The organism is Rhodococcus sp. IEGM 1372, assembly GCF_030056835.1.
In the GTDB taxonomy this organism is placed as follows: Bacteria; Actinomycetota; Actinomycetes; order Mycobacteriales; family Mycobacteriaceae; genus Rhodococcoides.
Map to the genome: position 1 here is coordinate 13135 of NZ_JASHKS010000041.1, position 24926 is coordinate 38060.

Genomic DNA, 24926 nt, shown 5'->3' on the forward strand with positions numbered 1-24926 from the left:
AGAGATACGTTGTTCAAGCGGATTGCAGTAGTCAACCGAGGCGAGGCAGCAGTACGCCTGATCCGAGCCGTCCGAGAGCTCAACGCCGAACACGATTACGGCATCCGCACCGTAGCGCTGCACACCGAAGCGGAGAAGCGGGCCATGTTCGTCCGCCAGGCCGACGAAGCGGTCACGCTGCGCAAGCCTGCAAGCGGCTCGGCCTACCTCGACTACGGCGTCCTCGAGGCGGCGCTGGTGGAGTCCGGTGCCGACGCGGTGTGGGTCGGCTGGGGCTTCGTCGCCGAGGACCCGACGTTCGCAGATCTCGTCGCGCGCCTGAACATCACCTTCATCGGCCCGTCGGCCGACGCGATGCGCCTGCTCGGCGACAAGGTCGAGGCCAAGATCCTCGCCGAGAAGGTCGGCGTTCCCGTCGCACCGTGGTCCGGCGGCCCCGTCGAGACCCGCGCCGACGCGAGGCGTCACGCAGCGGCAATCGGCTACCCGCTGATCATCAAGGCCCGCTCCGGCGGCGGTGGCCGCGGCATCCGCAAGGTCTTCCACGAGGACGAACTCGAACTGTCCCTCGAACGCACCCAGGGTGAGGCCGAGCGCTCGTTCGGCGACCCCGTCGTCTTCCTCGAACGGCTCGTCACCGATGCCCGCCACGTCGAGGTCCAGGTCATCGCCGACAGCCACGGCAACGTCTGGGCCCCGGGCGTGCGCGACTGCTCCATCCAGCGCCGCAACCAGAAGGTCATCGAGGAGTCCAGCTCCCCACTGCTCACCAAGGAGCAGGCCGACGAACTGCGCACAGCCTCCGCCGAGCTCGTCAAGGCCGCCGGCTACCAGGGCGCAGGCACCGTCGAGTACCTGTACCAGCCCGAGCAGAAGATCTTCACGTTCCTCGAGGTCAACACCCGCCTCCAGGTCGAGCACCCCATCACCGAATACACCACCGGCATCGACCTGGTGAAGCTGCAGATCCTCGTCGCCGACGGCCAGGCACTGCCCGGCGAATGCCCCACCGAGTTCGGCCATGCCGTCGAGGCTCGCCTCAACGCCGAGGACGCCGACAACGGCTTCGCTCCGGCTCCCGGCACCGTCGAGCTGCTCAAGTTCCCGCTCGGCACCGGCATCCGCGTCGACACCGGTATCGCGCAGGGCGACGTCATCCCGCCCGACTACGACTCGATGGTCGCCAAGGTCATCGCCTGGGGCCGCGACCGCAGCGAAGCGTTGGCTCGTTTGCGCAACGCGCTGCGTGAAACCACCGTCGTCATCGACGGCGGCACCACCACCAAGTCGTTCCTGCTGAGCTTGCTCGACCGCGAGGAAGTCATCTCCGCCTCCGCCGACACCGGCTGGCTCGACCGCACCGAGGCCGGCTCCCAGGTGGGCCCGACGGCCGTCGCCGACATCGCCATCATCGCTGCGGCCATCGACGCCTACGACGCCGAGGAAGGCCGCGAGCGCACCGCGTTCCTCAGCTCCGCACGCGGCGGCCGGCCGCGCGCCACCCATGCCATCGGCCGCACGGTCGAGCTGAACTACCAGGGCCAGGCCTACAAGCTCGAGGTCGGCCAGACCGGCACGCACCGCTACAGCATCGACGGTGACGGCATCGGCGATCTGCAGGTCGACGTCGAACGCCTCGGCACCTACGAGAGCCGCCTCGTCATCGGCGACCGTCGCTACCAGGTGGTCACTGTCGCCGGAGCCGCGCACTTCCTCGTCGAGGTCGACGGCATCAGCCACCAGATCTCCCAGGACGAGGCCGGGCTGGTCCGCGCACCGGCACCCGCCGTCGTCGTCGCCGTCCCGGTCGCCGTCGGCGACGAGGTCGAAGCGGGGCAGACTCTCGTCGTCCTCGAATCGATGAAGATGGAAACCGCCGTCCGCTCCCCCTACGCAGGCACCGTGCGTGAGGTACTGGCCTCGGTCAACGGACAGGTCGACGCCGGAGCGGCACTGCTGCGCGTCGATCAGGCCGGTGAGCAGAAGGTCTCCGAGCAAGCACCGCGCGTGCAGTTCCGCGGTATCGACGATGCCGCACAGCGTTCGCCGCAGCGTCGGGCACTGGACCGACTCGACGAACTCGCCGCCCTCATCACCGGCTTCGACGTCAGCGGAGCCCGGGCGCGAAACCTGTTGTCCACCTACGAGACTCTGCGTGCCGACGTGCCGCGCAACGATTCGGGTCTGGTCTCGGCCGAGCTGGATCTGCTCAACACGTTCGCCGACATCTGCGAGCTCTCTCGCAACAGGCCGACGATGGACGAGGAAAGCAACGACGAGCGCGTCCACTCCCCTCGTGAGCACTTCCACTCGTTCCTGCACTCGCTCGACGCAGACGTTCAGGGTCTCCCGGATTCGTTCCGCGCCAAGCTCACTCGCGCACTCGCGCATTACGATGCCGCGATCGACGAGGGCCGTACCCCCGAACTCGAAGAGGCCGTCTACCGCGTCTTCCTCGCTCTGCAGCGCATGGAGAACCAGGTTCCGGTCATCGCGGCGCTGCTCGGCCACTGGCTCAGCGACTGCTCGGCGCAGCCCGAAGCCACCCCGGCCATGGCCGAGGTACTCGAGCGCCTCATCGGTGCCACCCAGGCCCGCTACCCGGTCATCGGCGACGTCGCTCGCAACCTGCGCTTCCGGCTGTTCGACGAGCCGCAGATCCGCAGTGCACGCGAGAAGATCTACGACGGCGTCCGTGGCAGCCTGCAGTACCTTGCCGAGAACCCCGACGCCGCCGACTACTCCGCCCGCATCGCAGCTCTGGTCTCCACCCCGGAACCGTTGATCGAGCTACTGGCACAACGGATCACCGATCCCGGTGCCCTGCTCGAAGTGATCACCCGTCAGTACTACGAGATCCGCACCCTCGAAGACGTCAAGGCCTTCGACCGCGACGGCAAGCACTTCGTCACCGGCAACTTCGAGCTCTCGGGCGAACGGCTGCACCTGGTATCGACCGCAACCGATTTCGACTCGCTCGCAGCAACTCTGGATTCGGTCGACGACATCGCCGGACCGGCACCGGAAAACCTGGCGGTGGATCTCTACCTGTCCTGGCCGGACGCTCCGACCGACGGCGACGAACTCTCGGCCCAGCTCCAAGCCGTGTTGGCTGCCCACTCGGGGACGGGCCACTGGCGCCGCGTGACGGTGACCGCCTTCGGTTCCGACACCCGCAAGATGACCTACCGTCGCACCACGGCCGAAGGATCCGAGCCTCTCGCCGAGGACACGATCATTCGAGACATGCATCCGCTGACCGGTCAGCGACTCGACCTGTGGCGACTGAAGAACTTCGACGGTGTCCGGTTGCCCGCGAGCGCCGGAACGTACCTGTTCCACCTGACGTCGAAGGCCAACCCCTCCGACGAACGACTCGTCGCACTCGCCGAGATCCGCGGCGTCACAACACAGTTGGACGACGCCGGAAACATCGTCGCGGTACCGGAGATCGAACGCACCGTCGCCGCCTGCCTCGACGGCATCCGCCGCGCCCAGGCCGGACGCGGCAAGAAGCGCCTCGACGCCAACCGCGTCGTGCTCTACGTCTGGCCCGTCCTGAACGTGCCCGCCGACCGCATCGCCACCATCGCACGGCACATCGCGCCGCTGACGATCGGCGCGGGCCTCGAGGAGATCACCCTCATCGCACGACTAGCCGAGACCCCGGGCGCGACACCGCGCGAGGTCGCGTTGCGCCTGTCGTACCGTTCCGGTGCAGGCATCGTGGCCAAGGTAACCCCGCCGCCGACCGAGCCGATGCGTCCACTCGACGAGTACACCCAGAAGGTGCAACGCTCGCAGGCCCGCGGCACCGTGTACCCGTACGAGCTGATCCCGTTGCTGAGCAGCAACGGTGGCACGTTCACCGAGTACGACTTCGATGCCGACGGCGTGCTCGCCCCGGTCGATCGTCCCTACGGCCGCAACACCGCAGGCGTCATCGTCGGTGTGGCCACCACACCGACCGCCAAGTACCCCGAGGGCATCACCCGCGTCGCACTGTTCGGCGACCCGACCAAGGCACTGGGCACCGTCGCCGAGGCCGAGTGCTCGCGGATCGTCGCGGCCATCGACCTCGCCGAGCAACTCGGCGCACCCGTCGAGTGGTTCGCATTGTCTTCCGGTGCAACGATTTCCATGGAATCGGGCACCGAGAACATGGACTGGGTCTCACGCGGCCTGCGTCGCATCATCACCTTCACCCAGGCCGGCGGTGAGATCAACATCGTCGTCGCAGGCATCAACGTCGGCGCGCAGCCGTACTGGAACGCCGAAGCCACCATGCTCACCCACACCAAGGGCATCCTGGTGATGACCCCCGACAGTGCGATGGTGCTCACCGGAAAGCAGTCCCTGGACTACTCCGGCGGCGTCTCGGCCGAGGACAACTTCGGCATCGGCGGCTACGACCGCGTCATGGGCCCCAACGGCCAGGCGCAGTACTGGGCACCGAACCTGCGGGCCGCGTGCGACATCCTGTTCGCGCACTACGACCACGCGTATGCCGCACCGGGAGAACGCTTCCCGCGTCGAGCAGCCACCGCAGACCCGACCGAACGCGACGTGCGTACCTACCCGCACGTGCACCCGTCGAGCGACTTCACCACCGTCGGCGACATCTTCTCCTCGGTCACCAACCCGGACCGCAAGAAGCCGTTCGACATTCGCACCGTGATGCGCGCCGTGGTGGACCAGGATCACTCGGTACTCGAGCGTTGGGCCGACATGGCCGACGCCGATACCTCCGTGGTGTTCGACGCCCACCTCGCCGGAATCCCGGTGTCCGTCATCGGTATCGAATCGCGAGCCATCCCCCGTAAGGGCTGGTTCCCGTCCGACGGCCCCGATCAGTGGACCTCGGGCACCCTGTTCCCGAACTCGTCGAAGAAGACAGCACGCGCCATCAACGCCGCCAGCGGAAGCCGGCCGATCGTGGTGCTGGCCAACCTCTCCGGCTTCGACGGATCACCGGAATCGCTGCGCAACATCCAGCTCGAGTACGGTGCCGAGATCGGCCGCGCCATCGTCAATTTCGATGGACCGGTCGTGTTCTGTGTCGTATCGCGCTACCACGGAGGCGCTTTCGTGGTGTTCTCCGGAGCGCTCAACGACAACATGGAGGTCCTCGCAGTGGAGGGCTCCTTCGCCTCCGTGCTCGGTGGTGCCCCGGCCGCAGCTGTGGTGTTCACCCGCGACGTCAACGCCCGCACCGCAGCGGATCCGACCGTCAAGGAACTCGAGACTGCGCTGAACAACGCCGCGGACGACGCCACCCGCTCGGCCCTGCGCGTCGAACTGGCCACCGTGCGAGCGAACGCACGCAACGCCAAACTGGGTGAAGTGGCAGCCGAATTCGAGGCCATCCACAACATCCAGCGAGCACAGAACGTCGGATCGGTGCACCACATCGTCCCCGCCGCCGAACTGCGCCCGCAGCTGGTCGCCGCCATCGAACGCGGAATGGCGCGGTCGCTGGCCAAGTAGGACTCTGGTTCTTCAGGATCGTGCTCGACGCAGACGCGCGCGCGTTTGCCGGGTGCTCACGGAATGGTTACCTGTTCCGCGAGCGTCTGGCGAATGCGCGCGCGTTTGTCGTTTCGAGGGTTTGGCTAAGGGCGCGCCTTACCAGTAGGTCACGTCTGTGGCGACGATTCCGGTGCACTGTCCGGTGAAGATGGTCACCGAGCAGGCCTCCCACAACCGGGACAGATCCGAGAACAAGCTCGACACTCCGCTCGAGCTACCGGTGCTCGCACTTCCGGTATCGGCCACCGCGACTGCCGGTGACGCGATGGCGATGACTGCGGCTCCCAACACAACAGCAATACGACGCTTCACGCTGTTCTCCTCTTCTCTTCCATCGGACATGGTTCGCTCGACACGCTAACCTCGCGTCCCAATTGTCACAATCGTCCGAACGAACGAACGGTGCCGGCCGTCAGAGCTCGAGGGTTCGGGCACTGACGAAACGCCGCGCTTCACCGGTCAACGGGTCCGTGAAATTCAGTGCTCGGGCGAGGAGTTGCAGCGGCCGGGCGAAGTCATCGCCCGGGACAGAGGTGAACACCGGATAGTACGGGTCGTTCACGATCGGAATCCCCAACGACGACAGGTGGATTCGCAGTTGGTGGGTTTTGCCCGTCTTGGGGAAGAGTCGATATCGGGCGGCGGTGCCCAACGTGTCGACCAGTTCGATCAGGGTCTCGCTGTTCGGCTCCCCCGGCTCCTCGTATGCCGTCATCACCCCGTGCTCTTTGAGGATTCGGCTGCGCACGACGCGCGGAAAGTCCAGTGCTGCATCGAATCCCGCAACGGCCTCGTACTCCTTGGTGACGTTACGGGAGGAGAAGAGTTCCTGATACGGCCGTCGGGCATGTTTGGTCTTGGTGAAGAGCAGCACCCCTGCGGTGGCGCGATCGAGTCGGTGCGCGGGCGTCAGGTCCGGGCAGTCGAATTGCTTGCGCAGTCGCACGGTCGCCGTTTCGGTGACGTGCCGACCACGCGGGATGGTGGCGAGGAAGTGCGGCTTGTCGACCACCAGCAGGTCGTCGTCCTCGTGCAGGATGCCGATCTCGAACGGAACCGGAACCTCCTGCGCTGGAACACGATAGAAGTACACCTGACTGCCGGCGCGATACCTCGTGTCGATGGAGATCGGTCGGCTCTTCTCGTCGACCACTTCGGCGTCGAGCACGGCCCGCCGCCAGTCGTCCTCGGGCAGCTCACGTTCGAGATACTCCACGATCGTGATGGCCGAATCACCATGCGGCAGAAGCAGCCTGAGCGGAGCGAGACCGTCCCGGAAGGGCAGCATCGTCAGGCGCAGTCGAGACAGATCAACCGCAGACCACGACCGGCGTCGCCATCGAAGTCCTGGTACCGGGACGTCGGATTGCCGCAGGCACTGCAGCGACCGATGACGGCGGTGTGGTCGGAGAAGTTCTGCGCCATCCGCTTGTCGAAGACGAACAGCGAGCCCTCCCAGAGCGCGTCGTCGCCGAAAGTCTCTGCGTACCGGACGATTCCACCGTCGAGCTGATACACCTCTTCGAACCCGCGGGCCACCATCAGCGAAGACAACACCTCACAGCGCACTCCCCCGGTGCAGTAGGTGACGACCAGGGACTGCTTCAGGTGGTCGTAGGCACCGGAGTCGAGTTGGGAGACGAAATCCCTCGTCGTCTCGACGTCGGGCACCACCGCGTTCTTGAACTTGCCGATCTGCGCCTCGAAGGCGTTGCGCCCGTCGAAGAAGACGACGTCGTCGCCGCGGGAATCGACGAGCTCGTGCACCTGCTGCGGACTCAGGTGTTTACCGCCGCCGACCACTCCGTCGGCGTCGACCTTCAACTCGCCGGGGGCACCGAACGTGACGATCTCGTCGCGCACCCGCACACTCAGGCGCGGGAAGTCGTTGCCGAGCCCCTCGGACCACTTGACGTCGGCTGCCTTGAACGCCGGATAGCTGCGGGTGCCGCGGACGTACCGTTTGACGTCGTCGACGTCACCGCCCACCGTCGCGTTGATGCCGTGCTCGGAGATCAGGATGCGTCCGGTCAGATTGTTCGACGCGGCCAGCGTTTGCTGCCACAACCGGATCGCCTCGGGATCGGGCAGCGGAGTGAACACGTAGAACAGGACGATTTTCGGTACAGCCACGCCGACAAGTATGGCGCGTTACCCGGCAGGTGGTGCCGCCGCCCGGACTCGCTGGGTGCCGGAGTCGACGGTGAAGCCTGCTCCCCAGTAGACGCCGGTCTGCGGATCCTCCTTGGCGGTGAGGAACCAGTGGTCCATCCGAGCCGCCGTCCTGGTGACCTCGAAGACGCCGAACCCGTGACTGTCCAGGTCCACGAACTTCACGTGCTGGTTGAGCGCCTTGAAAGCCTCCTCGGCGACCCGGCCCAGCGTGTGCGGCGGAGTACGCGTCAGGTCGTCGATATTGGCCGAGCTGACCGAGGTGACGACGAGCTCCGTGGCAGCAGGCTCGGTGGTTGCGTACTGCGCCGCGTCGAGAGGCACCTCGCAGGCCCAGGCCGAGTGGATGTCGCCGGTGATGAAGACCGTGTTGTCGACGCCCGCGTCCACGATGGCACCGAGGAGCTTGCGGCGGTCGGCGGTGTATCCATCCCACGGATCGGCGTTGTACGGCAGACCGCCCTCCGGGATCCCGAGAAGCGAGGTGACCGCCCTGGCCGCGTCCCGGTCCAGCGGCGGGATGAGAGTGGGCGTGATCATCACCGGATTGCCGACGATCTTCCACTGCGTCGGCGACGAGACGATGCCGTCGGTGAGCCACTGCATCTGCTCCGCGCCGGTGATGGTCCGGTTGGGCGAATCGACCTCGGGCCCGTTGAACGGCGACACCTGCTGCGAGCGGTAGGTGCGTAGGTCCAGCATCGACAATTCGAGGAGGTTGCCGAACCGCAACCGACGGTAGAGGTGACGGTTGGTTGCGGTGCCCGCCGCCCGCACCGGCATCCACTCGTAGTACGCCTGCTCGGAATTGGCCTTGCGGGTGGACCAATCGCCCTCGGTGCCCGGAGTGTGGTTCTGCGCGCCGGTGTCGTAGGCATCGTTGGCGGATTCGTGGTCGTCCCACGTGCAGATCCACGGCACGCCGACGTGCGCCGCCTGCAGATCGGGATCGGACTTGTACTGCCCGTGGCGCTGACGGTAATCGGCGAGCGTGACGATCTCGTGGGTGGGCGAATGCTGCCGAATCACCCCGTCGCGGCCCGGAAATCCGCCGGTTTCGTACTCGTAGATGTAGTCCCCGAGATGGACGATGGCGTCGAGATCTCCGCGGGCGGCCAGGTGCCGGTACGCGCCGAAGTAGCCCGACTCCCAGTTGGAGCACGAGACGACACCGAAGCGCATTGCATCGATATCGGCGTCGTTGGCCGGTGCGGTGTGCGTCGTCCCGACGGCCGATGCCGCGTCGCTCGTCCGGAAGTCGTAGAAGTACGTGGTGTCAGCGCTGAGTCCGTCGACGTCGACCTTGACGGTGTGGTCGGTGGCGGGGCCGGTTTCGACGGTTCCGGAGGCGACGATGTCACCCATGTCCGCGCTGCGGGCAACACGCCACGTCACCGATACCTGCGGGCCGACGCCGGAGCCCGGGGTGGCGTCGGGCGTGGGGGTGATGCGGGTCCAGAGCACGATCGCGTCGGGCAAGGGATCTCCCGACGCCACCCCGTGCAGAAAGCCGCGGTCACTGCCCTGCGCGTGGGCGATCGCCGGCAGTGTCGTGGCGACTCCGGCCACCGCGACGGCCACCGACGACGAGCGAAGAAACGTCCTTCTGGAAAGCGCAGAGTCTGCGTGCATCGGGTCAGTCCATGCGATGGATGGTCGGTGGTCAAGTAAGGCGCGCCTGGGTCGGCCACAGTGTTCACCGGCCGGCCATGTGCCGGACGCTGGTTTGCCTTCGTCGCTGCGGGAGAACACTCCGTGAATGGACGCTCTGTGGTTGTTCGGTGATCAGCTCGGCCCGCACTTTTACTCCGTGGACGGGCATGCGGATCGAGAAGTGCTGATGATCGAGTCCAGGCGCGTGTTCCGGCGTCGGAGATACCACCGACAGAAGCTGCATCTCGTGTTGTCAGGGATGCGGCACCTCGCCGACGAGTTGGGTGATCGCGTCACCTACTTGCAGACCGAGACGTACCGCGAAGGGTTGGCCGAGTACGGCAAGCCTGTGGTGGTGTTCGAGCCCACCTCGCACGCGGCGGAGAAGTTCGTCGCCGCCTTGCACGAGGAGGGGCTGGTCTCGGAGATTCTGCCGACGCCGATGTTCGCGCTGCCCCGCGCCGATTTCGCGGAGTGGGCAGCCGAGCGTGGCACCTTTCGGATGGAGACGTTCTACCGCGAGCAACGCAAGAAGTTCGGGGTACTGATGGACGGTTCCGAACCGGTCTCCGGAAAATGGAACCTCGACGCCGAGAATCAGTCACCGCCGCCGAAAGGACGCCTGACGCTCGGAGTCGAGGAACCCTGGTGGCCGACCGAGGACGCGATCGACGAGCAGGTGCGCGCCGACCTCGACGACTGGGACCTCGACACGGTCGGAGTCGACGGGCCACGAGTGTTCGCGGTGACTGCTGCCGAGGCGTCGGATGCGTTGGCGCACTTCGTGAACTACCGCTTGGACGACTTCGGCAAGTACGAGGACGCCGTGATGGCCGACGACTGGACGATGTCGCACTCGCTGCTGTCGGTGCCACTGAACCTCGGCCTGCTGCAACCGCTGGACGTGGCGCACGCCGCCGAGGACGCGCACCGAGACGGCACCCCGCTGGCGAGCGTCGAAGGGTTCGTGCGGCAGATCCTCGGCTGGCGCGAGTACGTGTGGCACCTGTATTGGCATCTGGGGCCCGAGTACCTCGAGCGCAACAAGCTCGAAGCACATGAGCCACTACCGAATTGGCTGACCGAGTTGGACGGAGATGCCGTGGTGGCGAAATGCCTGTCCAGCACCGTCGACGGCGTGCGTGATCGCGGGTGGGTGCACCATATCCCCCGACTGATGATCCTGGGAAACTTTGCGCTGCAACACGCCTGGGATCCGCGAGCGCTGACCGACTGGTTCGCTACGGCTTTCGTCGACGGATTTGCCTGGGTGATGCCGGTGAACGTGATCGGTATGAGTCAACACGCGGACGGCGGGGTGATCGCCACCAAGCCGTATGCCTCGGGCGGGGCGTACCTGAATCGCATGACCGACTATTGCAAGCCGTGCGAGTTCAACCCGAAAAAGAGACTGGGCGACGACGCCTGCCCGTTCACCGCCGGTTACTGGGCATTCGTGCACAGGCATCGCGAGATGTTGGCGCAGAACCACCGCACCGCGCGGCAGGTGTCGTCGATGAACCGATTGAGCGACTTGGAGCAAGTGCTGGAACAGGAACGTCAACGCGAGGTGTACTGACGCGCCGGATGCCTGAACCGGGGATTTCCGAACTTCGAGAGCGTTGCGCTCTGTGACGAATCGTTGCCGCGATCACCATCTGGAAACGGATTCCGCGCTCCTATCACACGCCACCGACAGGTTCCGATTCTCGAATCCTTATGCAGGGCAATAGTTTTCGATTGCACTATGGTTGCCAGTCGAACGCGCGTTCGATACACTTGCTTCCATGACCACGGAGATCTGGCAACTGAGCGAGAGTGAACTGCTCGCCGAATCTGCCGCGGTCTCCCACCGAATTCAGTTGTTGGAGGCCCGGCGGATCGCTCTCGTCGGCGAGATCGACACCCGCGTGAGCCGGGAGAAGCTCGGTTTCCCCGGACCCGCCGGCTGGCTGACCTCCACCACCCTGCTGTCGCCGTCCAAAGCCGCCAAGATCGTCGCCCTCGCCCGCGGCATGGCTGCGTTCCCCGACATCGCCGACGCCGTGAACACCGGTGTGATGTCCGTCGATCACGCCGCGCTGATCCTCACCTTCGCCGAAACCCCACCGGAACACCTGCCGGAAAAGGGTCGCGACATGGCCCGCGCCGCCTTGATCAAATCTGCAACAGGACCCGACGCACGCACCGGCCGGATCCGTGCAGCGATCACCAGACTCGAAGACAGCTTCGGTAACAAGAAACCACCCGCCGAGAACACCGACCGCAACGAACTCTTCGCCTCCACAACCCTCAACGGTCGGCTGGTACTCAAAGGAGATTTCGACGCGATCACCGGCGAGAAACTGCTCACCGCACTCTCCCCGCTGACCGAACCCCACCCCGCCGCCGACGGCACCCACGACCAGCGCAGCCCCGCCAAGCGCAGAGCCGACGCCTTCGGGCACATCGTCGACCAGTACCTCGCCTCCAGTGACCGCCCTATCGAAGGCGGAGAGCGCCCGCACCTGAACCTGCACATCAGCCTGCGCGATCTCACCGACCTCCGCGACAGTGCCGACGCCGACGACATCACCGACGACGAAACCTCACGCGCAGCAACAGAATCCGACACCGGCGCAGCAGATCCCGTCGACATCAACACCGGCAACCCCATCGACACTGACGCAGCAACCGAACCGGACGACGAAAACGGCAGTGGCAGTGGCAGTGGCAGTGGCAGTGGCAGTGAAGATGAAGGTCAAGGTGACCGCGGTGCCGCTGATCGTGGCGCGTATCGCGACTTGTTCGGCGACGGCGCTTCGGTGGGGTGGTTGCCGTGGATGGGACCGCTCTCCCGCAACACCTCCCGCCAACTCGCCTGCGATTGTGTCCTGACCGCGATCGTGATGGACGAGAACGGCAACCCGTTGAACCTCGCCCGCACCGCCCGTACCGTCACCGCGAAACAACGCAAAGCCCTGACCGCCCGCGATCACGGCTGCGCGTTCCCCGGCTGCGGAAAACCCGCCGCCTGGACCGAAGGACACCACATCTGGCACTGGTCAAACAGTCACGGTCAGTACACCGCCTAGTATTTTTGAGAAATGAACACACGAACCGCGGTTTACGTCCGCATCAGCTCTGACCGCGACGAGCGCAAGGTCGGTGTGGACCGGCAAGAGCAGGACTGTCGGTCGCTGGCCTCGAATCTAGGCTGGTCGGTCGCCCACGTCTACGTCGACAACGACACCTCGGCATGGAAAAAGACTACGGTCGAATTGCCAGACGGTGCGAAGGTCAGACGCAACGTGCGACCTCTGTTCGAGCAGATGCTGACCGCTTTACGTCGCGGGGAGTTCGACTCGCTGATCGCGTACGACCTCGACCGGGTCGCTCGTGAGCCACGCGATCTCGAGAACCTGATCGAGGTTGTCGAACAGTTCGGCAGAACAGTCAAGTCGTACACCGGCAACATGGCCCTCGACTCGGACCACGGTATCTACTCCGCTCGCGGCGAGGTCAACCACGCGAACAAGTCGAGTCGCGACACGAGCCGTCGCGTGCGAGACGCAGCGCGGCACCGAGCCATGCAGGGTCAATATCACGGCGCGTCAGCCGCTTTCGGATATGAACTCGTCAAGGATGAGGACGGCAAGGTCATCACATTGCGTGAGCATCGTGAGCACGCGCCGATGGTTCGCGAGGCGTACGCGCACCTACTCAGCGGAGGTAGCCTGCACTCGATCGTCAAGCGCTGGAACGAGGAGAAACGCACCACGTCACGCGGGAACCCCTGGCGCAGTTCGCCTCTCAAGCGCTCGCTGACGACGGCGACGATCATCGGGATGCGCGAACACGACGGCGAACTGTTCCCGGCGGACTGGCCTGCGCTCGTCAGCAAGGACGACTGGGACAAGCTACGAACTCTGCTGTCGGACCCGTCTCGGCGACGCAAAGGCTTCGGCTCAGGCCCCGGAACCGGCAAGTACGTGCTCTCCGGTTTGGTGCGCTGCGGCGGCTGCGGACGGTCGATGGTCGCGTCGGTCTACAGCGGTGGTCGCGGGACTCGCGGCTGGGTCTGCGCAATGTCGAACACCGCGGGTTGCACGAACAGCTCGCGGATCGCTCGCGAACCGTTGGAGACGTACGTAGTCGAAGGTGCGCTCGCTCGGCTGGACTCGCCTGCGTTGGCACCCGACGAGACCACGAGTGACGAACACGTCGAGCTACGCAAGGCCATCGACGCTGATCACACCAGGTTGCGTCAGCTCGAAGACGACTACTACGACGGCCTGTTCGAGGGCGACCGCGCTGGTTTCGTTCGCCAGCGTGATCGACTGACTTCCCGGATAGCGGACAGTGAGCGTCAGCTCCTCTCTGCGGCGCAAAAGTCAGTCCTCGCTGGTATCGACAGCGTCGTAACGCTACGTACTAACTGGGAGGACGAGACGGTCGCTCGCCGCAATTCGATTCTCGGAGCTGTCATCGACAAGATCGTGATCGGCAAGTATCCGGCCGGCCTGCCGTACACGCTGCACCATCGCAACGTTGAGACCACCGAGCAGTTCGAGGACCGTAAGCGCGCGCATCAGCTCGCCGTGCTTGAAGCACGCGTGACGATCGAATGGCGCGCCTAGTTTGTCGGAGTCCCCGGGCATACTGATCGGTATGGCGAACGTGAGCGACGACCTGGTGATGCACAACGACAACGACCCGGACGCGTTCGGAATGTTCGAGTGCTCGTTCTGCGCTGCATCAACGCAGATGTTCGTCGTGCGCATGGTCGAGCAGGGTTGGGGAGCGCCAGGAGTGGCGTGGTTGCGCTGCATGTCCTGTCGCCGAGGGGCAGTGCTCAACGACCGCTACGGTTTGGCGCCGTCGACCATGCCGCTCGATGTTCCGCAGGGCTTGGATGCGGATACAGAGGCCACCTGGAACGAGGTGCGATCCTGCCTCTCGGCGCGAGCCTTCACCGCTTCCGTGATGATGTGCCGGAAACTGCTCATGCACATGGCGGTCACCGAGGGACTGCCTGAAAAAGACGACAAGGATCGCGCGCCGAACTTCTTCCAGTGCATCGACCACCTCCAGAGCGAAGGCGTGATCACGAAGCGCAACCGCAAGTGGGTCGATCGAATCAAGGACATCGGCAACGAGGCGAATCACGACCTGGCGTCGATCGACAAAGAGCAGGCCACCACCGTCGCGACGTTCACGCGACAGTTGCTGCACGAGGTTTACGAGCTGCCGTTCCTTGAGGCGAACACCTAGCTACTTGCTGTGACGCCTGATCGAAGGGTCAACCCAGACTGTTCCGTCTGGGTAAACGACAATCGGTGGCTCACGGCGCTGGGGATGCTTCCCGCTGGCCTGCAAGGGAAGTTCAACGTCGGTGGGTGCGACCCGAATGGCGTGCCCGATCTCGCGCGGCGCGCCCTCGTTCTTCGTCGCAACCTCGACGGTCACAGAGCTGACCTTCACGCTGTGGTCGGCAACGAACAGATGCGCCTGCACGTCGCTGTCAGCAAAGCCCACTACGACGGACGGTCCCTTGGGTGGCGGCATGGAGTCAGACTACCTGCGCGGCTCGTCGGAGCAGGGCTGAAATCGTGCCGGGCTTCCAGCTCGCGCCTCCTTGAGCGGTCGGGACACCGTCAGCATTGAGACCGTCCGCGATGCATTGCAGCGTTGCGCCTTTGGCACGCTCACGGCAGACACGCGCCACAACGTCGGCAGGAGTGGTGGCCCGTCGACCAAGCACGACACCTTGAGTCCGTTTGACGGCGAGCGCTTCTCGCGTGCGCTGCCCGATCAGGTTCCGTTCCAGCTCGGCAAAGACTGCTGCCATCTGTGACATGGCTCTGCCCATCGGGGTCGACAGGTCCATGCCCAGGTCGAGCACGACGACGTTCCACCCTTGCCGTTGCGCTGTGGCGAGCAGATCGGCGAAGTCGCCCGTGGATCGGCTGAGTCGGTCGACCTTGGTGGAGACCAGCGCGTCGGCCTCGCCAGCTTCGAGCAGCGCCAGCGCAGCACGCAGTGACGGACGGTTCACGCTCCCACCGCTGATCCCTTTGTCCGACAACCACGTAACGGTCCAGCCTCGCCTCTCTGCCTCGGCCATGACGGCATGGTGCTGCACGTCGAGGCTCGTGTCCTGGCCGTCTGTCGAGCAACGTCCGTATCCAATAACTCGCATCTCGGTCGGTCCCTTCAATCAATGTCCTTCAGGCAATCGGTCGATTGATTGAAAAAGGCGAAGGTGACCAGTGCAAATAAGGTCCTCAGATGCGTTCGGACGTTGACCCCGGACGCTTGCTCGACTGCTGGCTCAGCGCCAGCCAGAGAGGGACTCAGAGCCTGCGCGCTGCTGTCTCAGCTCGGTACGCGCCAGGATCAGTCAGATACAGCGGCCTTCGGCTTTCCTTCAGGATCTTCTGCGCAGCGGTCGAGCCGATGTACTCGTGGCAGTGGCGCGGTTCGCCACAGGCCCAGAACGAGCCTTCGGCGTGACGGGCCTTCGACTTGGGCCACTGACGGTTGCAGAGGAAGCAGGTAATCATGGTTGTCTCTCTTGGTGTTTGGGCCTACCTGGCCGGCGAGCCGTCGGACGGTATGGGCGGGCGAGCTTGAGACGGACTTCTCCTAGCGCTTTGCAGTCGAAACTGCGGTTACCTCATCTAGGTACAAGGGTCGTCGCTTCACGTTTCACGTTCTATTCCCAGCTGTTTCGCTGTTCTGGTCTCTACTGACCAGTCCAGAACAGCTCGCCAGAACAGCTCAACTCGAGGTGTTCTCTGACCTGTTCTGAGGTGTTCCAGAACACCTCTACCAGCGCAAACGTCACAAATCGTCCTCACCTGTTCTGGACTCGTCAGAACAGCTCGGCGCGCCTACCTGTTCTGGAGCCTCAGAACAGGTGAAAACGTGTTTTGCTCCGCGACTACCGACGGCGCGCACTTCGAGAACACCCGTCTCGACGCCGAGCGCAAGCGCTGCCTTGAAAGCCGCTTCACCAACGCGCAGAGTGGCCTTCAACCTGACGAACGAACGCGCGCCGTCATTCTCGACCTCGGACAACACCTCCACAAGGCGAGCGAGCAACTGCCGGTCCTTGTCGTCGTGTTCGCGTGCTGCCTCTCCGAGATCCGAAATCTCGACCGAGAGATCGAACGCAGCGTTGCCTTCTGGCGCGCGCCGCAACGACGACGGCCACGACACGTCGGTCCCGAACCTATTGCCGCGCCACTCGGTCAGCCTGCCTGTTCGCCCAAGATGAAATCCCATCTCAGGCCAACGCTTCCAGCCGCTCGAACCGATAGGACGCTTCGTATCCGCGTCATGCGGGGTGTGCGCTTCCATAATGACGGTCACGCCGTGTTCGTCCCGCAGGTCGTCCACGAGCTTCGTGATCGCCTGAAAGAACGGCTCCTCGCGCTCGTTGTGGTCGCTCAGCTTGTAGATCGGACCGATAACGACGAGATCGGGTTTGACCTCTGCGACCCACTTTCGGACCCGCTCAGCGTCGTGCGGATCTTCCAGCGCGAGAGGCTGGCCAAAATCCGAACGCGGCAAGAAAAACAGGTTGCCGAGCATCAGGTCGCGATCCCCGCCGTTGGCCTCCCACGCCTCGGTCATCTCTCGTAACCGATTCTGGAACAGGTCATACGGGTTCTCGACATCCACGAGCAGCACCCGTTGCGGGTCGAAGCTCGTGCGGTTGACCCAGTCGAACGGATCGAGACCAGCCGCGACGGATCCGGCGATCCACCGCAGCAGCGTGCTCTTGCCTGCGCCTTCGTCCGCCGTGAGGATCAGGCGGATGCCCTTAGGGAGACGACCAGGGATGACCCACTCGTACTCGACAGCGTCATCGAGGATCAGCAACTCCGACGCGCTGAGCGGGACCACGTCGGGGACCTCTGAGCGCGCAGCGTGCGACACCTCTTCTGCGTAAATCTGCTTCGCCGTGTCCTTGGCGCGCATCTCACGTAGGAGCCGTTCGACCAGAGCGTCCGTCTCAGGCGCAGCGTGGTCACGACCCCAATCGAGCATCCACTGCTGCGTGTAGTCGCCCGTCGAGGCGACGTGCCGTTGAGCGCTCGCCACGGTCGTGCGAACCTCCCGATCCGTCAACGGGGTCGAGCCTGGACTGTTGCGCGCAGCCTGCAGCATAAGGAGCAGCACCGCGTCGAACTGGTCGGGTCCGAGCGCACCGAACGCCTTGACGGCTCGGCGGTGGATCTCATCGTTGCGACCACCCTCAGCGATGCCCTCGAGAAGTCCACCAACGCGCTCTGTAGACGAGTCGTCGCGTTCGTTCTGCGCGATGCTCTGCGTGAGCGTCAGCGGCGTTACTGCGGGCTTCTCGTCGGGATTACGCCAGCTGTACGTTCCTCCCGAGAGATGATTCGACGGCGGCAGCAGAACGTACCCACCCTCTCCGCGAACATCGACCCCGGTAAGCCATCCAACCTTGTTGCCGACCTCCAAAGCGCCGGGGTGCTCGAAGTAGAAGTGCCTCCCGCCACCTCCTGTCAGCGCAGTCAATGTGTCCGGCACTGGGTTGTCCCGCGTCCAAGCGCTCCACGAGTCGTATCCGCCAGACTTGCGGTCCACGTCCACGACGAACAGGTTCGATACGGGACCGCATGCCACTGCCCAGTTCGCACTGGGATAGGCGCGATGCCACGCGGCGATCTGCGCGGGGTCCGTGCTCGCATCCTTCACGCCGTGAGTTGTCCGCGGATGTTTTCCAGGGCTGGCGCAATCGGGTTTGTTGCACGAGCACTTGCCTTGAGCGATTGAGTGGCAGGGGAAGATCGACCAGCCGCGTTTGGCGTACCCCATCAGAACGTCCCTCATAGCGACCACTCCCGTACATCGCTGGCAGTCAACGCATTACGCCCGCTAGACTCGACAACGAGAGGCTCGGTCAGCCGATCAACTGTGTTGTAACCCCTGGGATTGGTCCCGTCCAAGCTGCCGCTGGCGGGGCCTTTCTCATGTGTTGGCATGGACGCCCCCGTTCACGAGGACGCGCAGCAGACGTACTGCGCCGGGGTCGGTGACGGTCTCGGGTAATCCTTGCTCGGCGGCGCTTCGACGGGCGGCCTCGCGAGCACGCTCGGCGAACTCGTCGGCAGTCACGACGCTGCCTTCAAGGCAACCTTGGAAGAGTAGCCGCCATCGGCGAGCGCCTTTTCGGTAAACAGCTCATGAAGCGGAACGCTCAGGAGTTCCGGCAGAATGCGTTGCAGCTCTTTGGATACCGCGATCCGTCCGGTGACAACGTTCGCCAGGTGGTTGTAGTTCAGGTCATGGTCTCGGGAGAGCTGCGCGTACTTGATGCCACGCGTCAGCAGCAGGACAAGGATGGGCTGGTGTCCGTAGCGGGTGTTCGGGCTGGGCATCGTTTCGATGCCTTCCTGCGCTCCTAGTCAGGTGCCGCACAACACCAGAACGCAGGAGAGCGAACATCATTCGGTGTTGTGCGGAGAATCCCATTCCGCGAGAGACCATCTGGCCTGGCTATTGATCCGACTCGGACTCTCACCCTTGGCCTGCTCCTGTGGAATCTCGAGCAGGTTCTGTTTCTTGGTCGGACTTGCTGCCGCCATCGCCAAGCCTGGGACATATCGCCAGACGATGCTGATCTCGATACTACGTTCAGGTTTCGACATCTTGCAACGCCTGTACTGCCAGGCGACGACTGCGCGCTACATTCGCTTGACGGGTGGCCGAGGCTGTGGTTCATTGGTGTCTGCACGGCAACGTCGTGCAGGGAAACGCAGCGAAAAAATGATCCTCTCAGTTGAGCTGAGACGCTGGGCTGAGTGGCCCCACCTGCGGTAAGCCCCACCGATCACTGCTCGGTGAAAATGCGGATCTCTCGTGCGATCACGCGATGCGTACGGCGGAGTGGCTCAACAGCGAGCGCTCCCCGAACCGTCGTGCGCGTCGTTGCTTCGGGAAGCGTCGGGAAGAATCTGTGAAGCCCTACGACTCCAAATGCTGGCGTTTCTGGATGGCGTGCGAGAGTGACAGTGTTGCAGCACAATTCGCATCTTGGATGCAGCTTTACTACGGTGGCGCGGTGTCGCGCCGCCCAACGCTCCGGTTCAGAAATGTGCGCTACGCAGGCAGGATCGTCGTATTCGACGCGACCTACATTGCTCGTGGCGCGAACATGACCGACATTAACCGCGTTCTGGCGAAAATGTGTCTCGACAACGGCGGCCGATGGGCGGTGAGCTTTTATGACCTCATGTACGTAATGCTATGGAGCGAGCAGCATTACGGTGAATCGACACGGGGCGAACTCGTTGAGATGTCGAATGCAGATTATGAGCGGGCAGTGAAGGCCCACTACGACGTCATGCAGTTCATGGGCGGGACGCCGATGGACGCGTAGTCGTCGCTCCCTCTGGCCGACCGTCATGTTCGCCCGGCGGTCGGCCAGACCGGCGTTAGTCACCGATCTCGGTGATGACCTGCTGCCCGAGCTTGTTCATCACATCCAGACGCTGCGCGTGAGGGAGTCGCGCCCAGTCATTGAACACCTGCTCGGTGCAGTTCAGGGTGCGACGCCTGGCTGCCCCCAGTGTGGGGTCGTGGATCAGCGCGCGCTTTAGTGTTCCTGGGTAACTAATGTGCCGCCCCCAACGCTCGCTTGTAGTCGAAAAGCTGCGGTTTTACCTAACGGGACAAGAGAAGATTGTCCGTGACCGATTTGATGTACGCCTCACGTGAATCAATTTTGCGCATTGTGATCAGCATCTTTACTGCCTCATCGTGGGATAAGTTCATGATCCGGCTTCGCTCTGCGGCCAAGTGCGTGAGTGCCTCGACCTTCGCACACGCGATTGCTTCCACGTTTGCGCGTTTTTCACGCGCCCAAAGTTCGGCCATGTTGGCTCGGTCGAATTCTATGAATGCACGATTGATGGCCGTCCAGTAATCGACGGATGACTTCGACGGATTGGCGTATGTAGTTACATCCAGAACCGACTGTAGTACTTCTTCGGGAGATCCAAGGCCCAAATTCTTGTAAGTAACCAGTGTAGCCAGATGGGAATAAGACAGTATGCACACGTCGAGTGCAATGGCCTGTTCGTAAATCTGACTGTTGCTGGTGGGTAACTGATAAATGGGACAAACCACGGTGGCGTACTTTTTTCCGTACTTCCACCTGTTCATCGACGCCACTTTGAAGTCTTTTGCATTCTTGGCGGTACGCGAAAGCCTGAATACTTTTGCATCTGCGACCAGATCGAAACTGTGGTCGGACGAGAAGGCTTCGACGTCTGCACAATCTGCGCGGCCGGCAAGGACGAGGCTGCGCATTCCTAGGAACCGAAAGGTCTCGCACAGCACAGCATCTGTGTACTTTGAGTAGAGCTTTTCTTCACTTGAATCATGCCCGAAGGATTCAGGGATTGTTCCGCAGAGTCGGAGATGCGCTAACAAGGGCGAAGCGCCATTCTGCGCAATTTCAGCTTCAAGGGCCGCCTCGGCAGCCGCGGTTGAGTCCAAGAAGAGACCGGTGCGCGACTGCATTGTTTGTATCCAGTTTGCCCGGACCAGCAGATCGTTTGGCGTGATTTCTACCAACTCGGGGGTCACCATAGCGGATTGACCTCAGTAAGATTGTCAAGCCTCTTCTGAGCTATACCAGCATAGCCCTCGTCGAGCTCGAAGCCGATGTAACCGCGTCCGAGATACTTGGCCGCCGCAAGGGTAGTTCCGCTACCCGCAAATGGATCCAGAACTATTTGACCAGGAGATGTCACAAGGGATACGAGTGCGGCCATTAGGTCAAAAGGTTTCTGGGTAGGGTGAAGACCGGATTCCATACGCGTGATGCCAGATGTCAGTACATTTGAGACTTCTCGCGATACCGTGTTTAGCGCGTCCGGGTAATAAGCGCCCACGCCATGGTTGAGGACATTGTCAGCGATCGTCGTACCTACCTTGTACGGCTTCGTGAACCATACTACTGGCTCGAACGTAGGTCGAAGATTTCCGAGTCGCCAGGAATCCCACTGCTGTGCCGCAGCCGTGTTGCCACGTCGTTCAAACACGACGCTAACCCGTTGTGCCCTATGTGGCGCGTTTGGCTTTATCCACGCGATCTGGTCCTTAAGGGAGAAGCCAACGTCCTCGAGCGCAGTGATCATGCGATGCGAGAATCTGCGTCCTGCGAATACAAAGGCACTTCCGCCAGGCTTTAATACCCGTAGCCAGTGCTCAGCCCAAGCGCTGCACCACTGCTGGTATTCGCGCGGAATGGCACGATCCGCAGCAGACCACCCATTGATCGGCTTCCCCCGAGCCTTAAATGTTGAGTTTCCAGCCTTGAGTTGGGCTGGCGACGCACCTCGATACGCCGAGTTGGTGTTGTTGTGAAGCACGTCCCAGTCTTCAGCGCCAATGCCGTATGGGATGTCGCTGATGATGGCGTGAACGGAGTCGGCAGGCAGGGTCTTGGTCCCCTCAATGCCGTCGCCATGAACAAACTGCTGTAGGGGTCCGGCACCGAGTGCGGTCGCTTCGTCCATAGGTACAACCTAGCGTGCCGTAGATCCGTCGGGCATGCAGCTCAGACGCTCGTGTTTCGGCAAGGTCGAGTCTTGATTAGTCGGTATCAGCCACCTGGTAGGGCGGCGGCGGTTTGGCTTGTTGGGCGCGAAGTGAAGTTGGCTAGGTCCGGTCGATAGGCCTAGTCGGGAAGGCCACCACGTTGTGCTGCTCAGCAGGGGGAGGCTCGGCTGCCTCTGCCTTCCAGACCCGGTTGGGATCGAAGGCTGGCTTACCCGCTGGCGCAGCGGGAGGTTCGTCCTCGACCTCTGCGTCGATGATCTCGTGCTGGGCGTCGCTCTCACCAGGAGGCAGGGCAACGTCCCGCGTCACCAGGCCGTCCTTCAGCAGTTGCTCGTACGGCTTGACCTCTACCTCGTGCTCGATCTTCGACGTAGGTCCCATGCCCGATCGGTCGAGAACGATCTGTGCAGCTCGCAGTCGAATAGCCGGGTCGAGCGCAGGGTCATCGAGCATGCCGTCTACGACGCCGATTGCTTTCAGTCGCATCTCGACCATCCGCTGGGACGCGGCGAGTCGAGTCTGGCCAGCTGCGCCACCGTGGTGAAGACAGACGGTCGATCCCTTGATGGCGTAGTTAGCGCAGGGATCGCCGTTGCTGCGTCGAGCTGAGCACGTGACGGCGGGGTTCTCGATCCTCTTGCTGATCGCCTCGGGTGTGTTCGATGTTCGGACGCCACCGTGGGCGAAGCAAAGGTCAGATCCCTTGACCGCGTAGCGCCCGCACTGCTGACCGGCGCGGCCTCGATTGTCGTTCGCCGTCGTCGCGACGCACTGCGGCATCGTCAGATCCTCACTGGCTTGTAGGCGTCGATGATCGTCGGCGCGCACGTCGAGCAGAGCGCGACACCGACGACGCTCGGCGGTGCAGACACCCAGACGATCTTGAAGACGTTGGGCCTGCGCGGAATGTCGCCGAGTGCACGCGAGCAGACACCACAGACGAACGCGGGAGCGCCGCACGCATGACCGCGAGCTTCGCACAGATCCATGCTGGCAAGCATCGACGCTGGGTCCTCGAACGGATAGGACACAAAGTCGTGGAAGAGGTCAGCAGACAGTCCGACCGGGGGAACAAGAGCCGGACCCTCTACTAACGAGTCACCGCGGTTCCGAAGTGCGAAGCGCACGTAGTAGCCAATCCGCTTGTCGTTCAGCAGGTGCGCGTTGTGCGGCCACACCTTCTCGGACTGCTCGATGTTGGTGAGGATCTCGTCTATCACGTTCATGTGTTGTCTCCCTTGGTGTTGTCCCTCTGTCCAGTCTATCGCTAGGTACAACCAATGCTGTTCGCCTGCAACGACATTGACGTACTCTGAACGTAGAATCCAACAACACCGGAAGGCGAAAAGCCATGGCAGCAAACGGGTACAGCACAGTCGCGGACCTCCACCAGACAGTCGACGGCAAGGACTGGTCGGCAATCTGGGCGGAGTTCCAAGCGACCCTGAAACTACTGAACACGCAGCGCACAGCAGTCGCGCAACTGTTCACGGCGAACACGACGAACTCGTCCGACTGGGTCGAGCAGTCAATCGGTGACACCGAGTTCGAGAAGGCGTCGGAGTTCGGCGTTCCCAAGTCGGTTCGTGTCAGTCCCTCTCTGCTGCAATTCGGTTTCCCGTTCGACTGGTACGACGTGCGCAAAGCGTGGACGTGGCGCTTCCTCGCTGAGGTCGAGTCGGGTCAGCTCGAAGCGATCCACGCGTCGATCCTCGAAGCGGACAACCGCCTGGTCTTCCGCGACGTCCTCAATGCGCTGCTGACCAAGACGACCAAGCTCACGCGCAACATCAACGAGAACAACGTCTCGGTCTACTCCCTCTGGGACGGCGAAGACGACGCGACGCCGCCGAGCTACGCGGGTAAGTCGTTCGCGCCTGGTCACGACCACTACAGGACGACCAACGGCGCATTCGAGGCGACGGATCTCGACTACCTGATCCGCAACATCACCGAACACGGCTACGGAGCTGACTTCGGTTCGCAGATCGTCATTCTCGCCCATCCCGACGACGCAGACATCATCACGACGTTCCGCGCCGGCCAGGAAGCCGCTGACGGCGGCAAAGCAGCGAACGACTTCATCCCAGCGGCGAATGCCCCTGCGTTCCTGTCGGACCAGACGATCATCGGTGACCGTGCGCCTGCGTCCTATGAGGGCTTGAAGGTCGTCGGCTCGTACGGCGAAGCGTTCATCGTCACGTCGAGCTGGGTTCCCGTCGGATACGTGACAGCAGTCGCAAGCGGCGGCGCGCACGCTCCGTTGGCGTTCCGCGAGCACAAGACGCCGAACCTGCGCGGGTTGCAGCTCATCCCCGGCGACAACAGCGCCTACCCGTTGCAGAACAGCTACTACGTCCGAGCGTTCGGCGTCGGCGTTCGTCATCGCGGCGCTGCTGCTGTCCTCCAGATCACCCCTGCGGACGAGTACGCCAGCCCAACGATCTTCTGATCCCGCGCGCTGAGTCGAGCCAGCGCGCGCCTCTCGCCCCCGTGCAGTCAGCCGTACCGTTGACCTCCGGGGGCGTTTTGGCGTCTGACCAGCGCGTACGTCGGATTGACGCTGTACTGTTTATGACACGTTGACTGGGGCGACGGCGGACCCACCGACATGAACAACCTCGTCCTCCTGTGCGGATTCCACCACCGCCTCATGCACCACTCCGATTGGGAAGTGTTCATCGGCACCGACAACCACCCCTGGTTCATCCCACCGGCAACCGTCGACCCCTACCGACAACCGAGACCATCCCACGCCCGCGCAGGCCCCCACATCGCCTGAACCGGTCCACCCCATCCACCAACGACACCAGCCCCGCACCGAGAACACGGTGCGGGGCTGGAAGAGGTTGTTTGCCAGGCTGATTCGGTCGAATCAAGGATCAGACACCGCGGTCGTGCCACATCACCTCGAGCAGGTGTTGGAACAGGAAGGGACTGTCTGAATAACGGTTGATCCGGTCCTTGGTTCGACACGCCGAGCTCAG

20 protein-coding genes and 1 pseudogene are annotated in these 24926 nt (G+C 63.3%); 8 read left to right on the forward strand and 13 right to left on the reverse strand.

Features of this window, described 5'->3' with window-relative positions:
- Positions 1 to 9 precede the first annotated feature (9 nt).
- Entirely contained in the window at positions 10 to 5487 is a 5478-nt protein-coding gene (locus QM590_RS22175; RefSeq protein WP_269596437.1) for an ATP-binding protein, read from the forward strand.
- Positions 5488 to 5625: 138 nt separating this feature from the next.
- On the opposite strand, the gene QM590_RS22180 is transcribed toward QM590_RS22175, so the two are convergent.
- The 4 genes from QM590_RS22180 to QM590_RS22195 all read right to left on the reverse strand — a co-directional run bounded on the left by QM590_RS22180 (position 5626) and on the right by QM590_RS22195 (position 9333).
- On the reverse strand, positions 5626 to 5841 hold the full coding sequence (locus QM590_RS22180) for a hypothetical protein (protein ID WP_149407980.1): 216 nt from the start codon (positions 5839 to 5841) through the stop codon (positions 5626 to 5628).
- A 100-nt stretch (positions 5842 to 5941) separates the two neighbouring features.
- Positions 5942 to 6817 carry a pseudouridine synthase gene (locus QM590_RS22185; protein ID WP_269596428.1) on the reverse strand — a complete coding sequence of 292 codons (876 nt, stop codon included), beginning with the start codon at positions 6815 to 6817 and terminating at the stop codon, positions 5942 to 5944.
- Positions 6818 to 6819: 2 nt separating this feature from the next.
- The gene (trhO, locus tag QM590_RS22190; protein WP_269596427.1) at positions 6820 to 7662 is read right to left on the reverse strand and encodes an oxygen-dependent tRNA uridine(34) hydroxylase TrhO; all 843 of its coding nucleotides are present in this window, start codon (positions 7660 to 7662) and stop codon (positions 6820 to 6822) included.
- An 18-nt stretch (positions 7663 to 7680) separates the two neighbouring features.
- A complete protein-coding gene (locus tag QM590_RS22195; protein ID WP_269596426.1) occupies positions 7681 to 9333 on the reverse strand; it encodes an alkaline phosphatase D family protein in 1653 nt (550 codons plus the stop codon).
- A gap of 127 nt (positions 9334 to 9460) precedes the next feature.
- On the opposite strand from QM590_RS22195, the gene QM590_RS22200 reads away from it, so the two are divergent.
- The 4 genes from QM590_RS22200 (at position 9461) to QM590_RS22215 (ending at position 14607) form a co-directional block, all read left to right on the forward strand.
- On the forward strand, positions 9461 to 10933 hold the full coding sequence (locus QM590_RS22200) for a cryptochrome/photolyase family protein (protein ID WP_269596425.1): 1473 nt from the start codon (positions 9461 to 9463) through the stop codon (positions 10931 to 10933).
- A gap of 208 nt (positions 10934 to 11141) precedes the next feature.
- Positions 11142 to 12428, forward strand: a complete 1287-nt coding sequence (locus tag QM590_RS22205) for an HNH endonuclease signature motif containing protein (protein WP_269596423.1) — start codon at positions 11142 to 11144, stop codon at positions 12426 to 12428.
- A 12-nt stretch (positions 12429 to 12440) separates the two neighbouring features.
- On the forward strand, positions 12441 to 13973 hold the full coding sequence (locus QM590_RS22210; RefSeq protein WP_269596421.1) for a recombinase family protein: 1533 nt from the start codon (positions 12441 to 12443) through the stop codon (positions 13971 to 13973).
- A 31-nt stretch (positions 13974 to 14004) separates the two neighbouring features.
- A complete protein-coding gene (locus QM590_RS22215) occupies positions 14005 to 14607 on the forward strand; it encodes a DUF4145 domain-containing protein (RefSeq protein WP_269596420.1) in 603 nt (200 codons plus the stop codon).
- Here QM590_RS22215 and QM590_RS22220 read toward each other — a convergent pair whose 3' ends face one another.
- The 5 genes from QM590_RS22220 to QM590_RS22240 form a co-directional block, all read right to left on the reverse strand.
- The gene (locus QM590_RS22220) at positions 14608 to 14901 is read right to left on the reverse strand and encodes a hypothetical protein (protein ID WP_269596419.1); all 294 of its coding nucleotides are present in this window, start codon (positions 14899 to 14901) and stop codon (positions 14608 to 14610) included.
- A 4-nt stretch (positions 14902 to 14905) separates the two neighbouring features.
- Positions 14906 to 15535: a recombinase family protein gene (locus tag QM590_RS22225; RefSeq protein ID WP_269596436.1), complete on the reverse strand. Its 630-nt coding sequence runs from the start codon at positions 15533 to 15535 to the stop codon at positions 14906 to 14908.
- Between the two features lie 644 nt (positions 15536 to 16179).
- A complete protein-coding gene (locus QM590_RS22230) occupies positions 16180 to 18201 on the reverse strand; it encodes a bifunctional DNA primase/polymerase (RefSeq protein WP_269596418.1) in 2022 nt (673 codons plus the stop codon).
- A gap of 138 nt (positions 18202 to 18339) precedes the next feature.
- Positions 18340 to 18486, reverse strand: a complete 147-nt coding sequence (locus tag QM590_RS22235) for a hypothetical protein (RefSeq protein WP_269596417.1) — start codon at positions 18484 to 18486, stop codon at positions 18340 to 18342.
- Positions 18483 to 18749, reverse strand: a complete 267-nt coding sequence (locus QM590_RS22240) for a hypothetical protein (RefSeq protein ID WP_269596416.1) — start codon at positions 18747 to 18749, stop codon at positions 18483 to 18485. The genes QM590_RS22235 and QM590_RS22240 overlap by 4 nt, the downstream gene beginning before the upstream one ends.
- A gap of 578 nt (positions 18750 to 19327) precedes the next feature.
- Between QM590_RS22240 and QM590_RS22245 the strand changes: the two genes are divergently transcribed.
- Positions 19328 to 19750, forward strand: a complete 423-nt coding sequence (locus QM590_RS22245; protein WP_269596415.1) for a hypothetical protein — start codon at positions 19328 to 19330, stop codon at positions 19748 to 19750.
- A gap of 284 nt (positions 19751 to 20034) precedes the next feature.
- Here QM590_RS22245 and QM590_RS22250 read toward each other — a convergent pair whose 3' ends face one another.
- The 4 genes from QM590_RS22250 to QM590_RS22265 form a co-directional block, all read right to left on the reverse strand.
- A complete protein-coding gene (locus tag QM590_RS22250) occupies positions 20035 to 20964 on the reverse strand; it encodes a HindIII family type II restriction endonuclease (protein WP_269596414.1) in 930 nt (309 codons plus the stop codon).
- Entirely contained in the window at positions 20958 to 21896 is a 939-nt protein-coding gene (locus tag QM590_RS22255; RefSeq protein ID WP_269596413.1) for a DNA-methyltransferase, read from the reverse strand. The genes QM590_RS22250 and QM590_RS22255 overlap by 7 nt, the downstream gene beginning before the upstream one ends.
- A 142-nt stretch (positions 21897 to 22038) precedes the next feature.
- Positions 22039 to 22767 (reverse strand): hypothetical protein, encoded by a 729-nt coding sequence (locus tag QM590_RS22260; RefSeq protein WP_283279305.1) that lies wholly within the window; start codon positions 22765 to 22767, stop codon positions 22039 to 22041.
- Complete coding sequence (locus QM590_RS22265) at positions 22722 to 23165, reverse strand: hypothetical protein (RefSeq protein WP_269596411.1); 444 nt, start codon at positions 23163 to 23165, stop codon at positions 22722 to 22724. Before QM590_RS22265 ends, QM590_RS22260 begins: the two co-directional genes overlap by 46 nt.
- A 125-nt stretch (positions 23166 to 23290) precedes the next feature.
- On the opposite strand from QM590_RS22265, the gene QM590_RS22270 reads away from it, so the two are divergent.
- Both QM590_RS22270 and QM590_RS22275 read left to right on the forward strand, forming a co-directional pair.
- Positions 23291 to 24391: a hypothetical protein gene (locus QM590_RS22270; protein ID WP_269596410.1), complete on the forward strand. Its 1101-nt coding sequence runs from the start codon at positions 23291 to 23293 to the stop codon at positions 24389 to 24391.
- A 135-nt stretch (positions 24392 to 24526) separates the two neighbouring features.
- Positions 24527 to 24721 (forward strand): annotated as a pseudogene (locus QM590_RS22275) (HNH endonuclease signature motif containing protein); the annotation flags it as partial.
- Between the last annotated feature and the right edge of the window lie 205 nt (positions 24722 to 24926).

What these genes read in the sequence shown, in the direction of transcription:
- QM590_RS22210 (WP_269596421.1), top strand. Translation starts at nt 12,441, where the DNA reads ATGAACACACGAACCGCGGTTTACGTCCGCATCAGCTCTGACCGCGAC.
- QM590_RS22230 (WP_269596418.1), bottom strand. Translation starts at nt 18,201, where the DNA reads ATGAGGGACGTTCTGATGGGGTACGCCAAACGCGGCTGGTCGATCTTC.
- QM590_RS22195 (WP_269596426.1), bottom strand. Translation starts at nt 9,333, where the DNA reads ATGCACGCAGACTCTGCGCTTTCCAGAAGGACGTTTCTTCGCTCGTCG.
- QM590_RS22250 (WP_269596414.1), bottom strand. Translation starts at nt 20,964, where the DNA reads ATGGTGACCCCCGAGTTGGTAGAAATCACGCCAAACGATCTGCTGGTC.
- QM590_RS22265 (WP_269596411.1), bottom strand. Translation starts at nt 23,165, where the DNA reads ATGAACGTGATAGACGAGATCCTCACCAACATCGAGCAGTCCGAGAAG.
- QM590_RS22185 (WP_269596428.1), bottom strand. Translation starts at nt 6,817, where the DNA reads ATGCTGCCCTTCCGGGACGGTCTCGCTCCGCTCAGGCTGCTTCTGCCG.
- QM590_RS22215 (WP_269596420.1), top strand. Translation starts at nt 14,005, where the DNA reads ATGGCGAACGTGAGCGACGACCTGGTGATGCACAACGACAACGACCCG.
- QM590_RS22225 (WP_269596436.1), bottom strand. Translation starts at nt 15,535, where the DNA reads ATGCGAGTTATTGGATACGGACGTTGCTCGACAGACGGCCAGGACACG.
- QM590_RS22200 (WP_269596425.1), top strand. Translation starts at nt 9,461, where the DNA reads ATGGACGCTCTGTGGTTGTTCGGTGATCAGCTCGGCCCGCACTTTTAC.
- QM590_RS22270 (WP_269596410.1), top strand. Translation starts at nt 23,291, where the DNA reads ATGGCAGCAAACGGGTACAGCACAGTCGCGGACCTCCACCAGACAGTC.
- QM590_RS22240 (WP_269596416.1), bottom strand. Translation starts at nt 18,749, where the DNA reads ATGCCCAGCCCGAACACCCGCTACGGACACCAGCCCATCCTTGTCCTG.
- QM590_RS22205 (WP_269596423.1), top strand. Translation starts at nt 11,142, where the DNA reads ATGACCACGGAGATCTGGCAACTGAGCGAGAGTGAACTGCTCGCCGAA.
- QM590_RS22220 (WP_269596419.1), bottom strand. Translation starts at nt 14,901, where the DNA reads ATGCCGCCACCCAAGGGACCGTCCGTCGTAGTGGGCTTTGCTGACAGC.
- QM590_RS22255 (WP_269596413.1), bottom strand. Translation starts at nt 21,896, where the DNA reads ATGGACGAAGCGACCGCACTCGGTGCCGGACCCCTACAGCAGTTTGTT.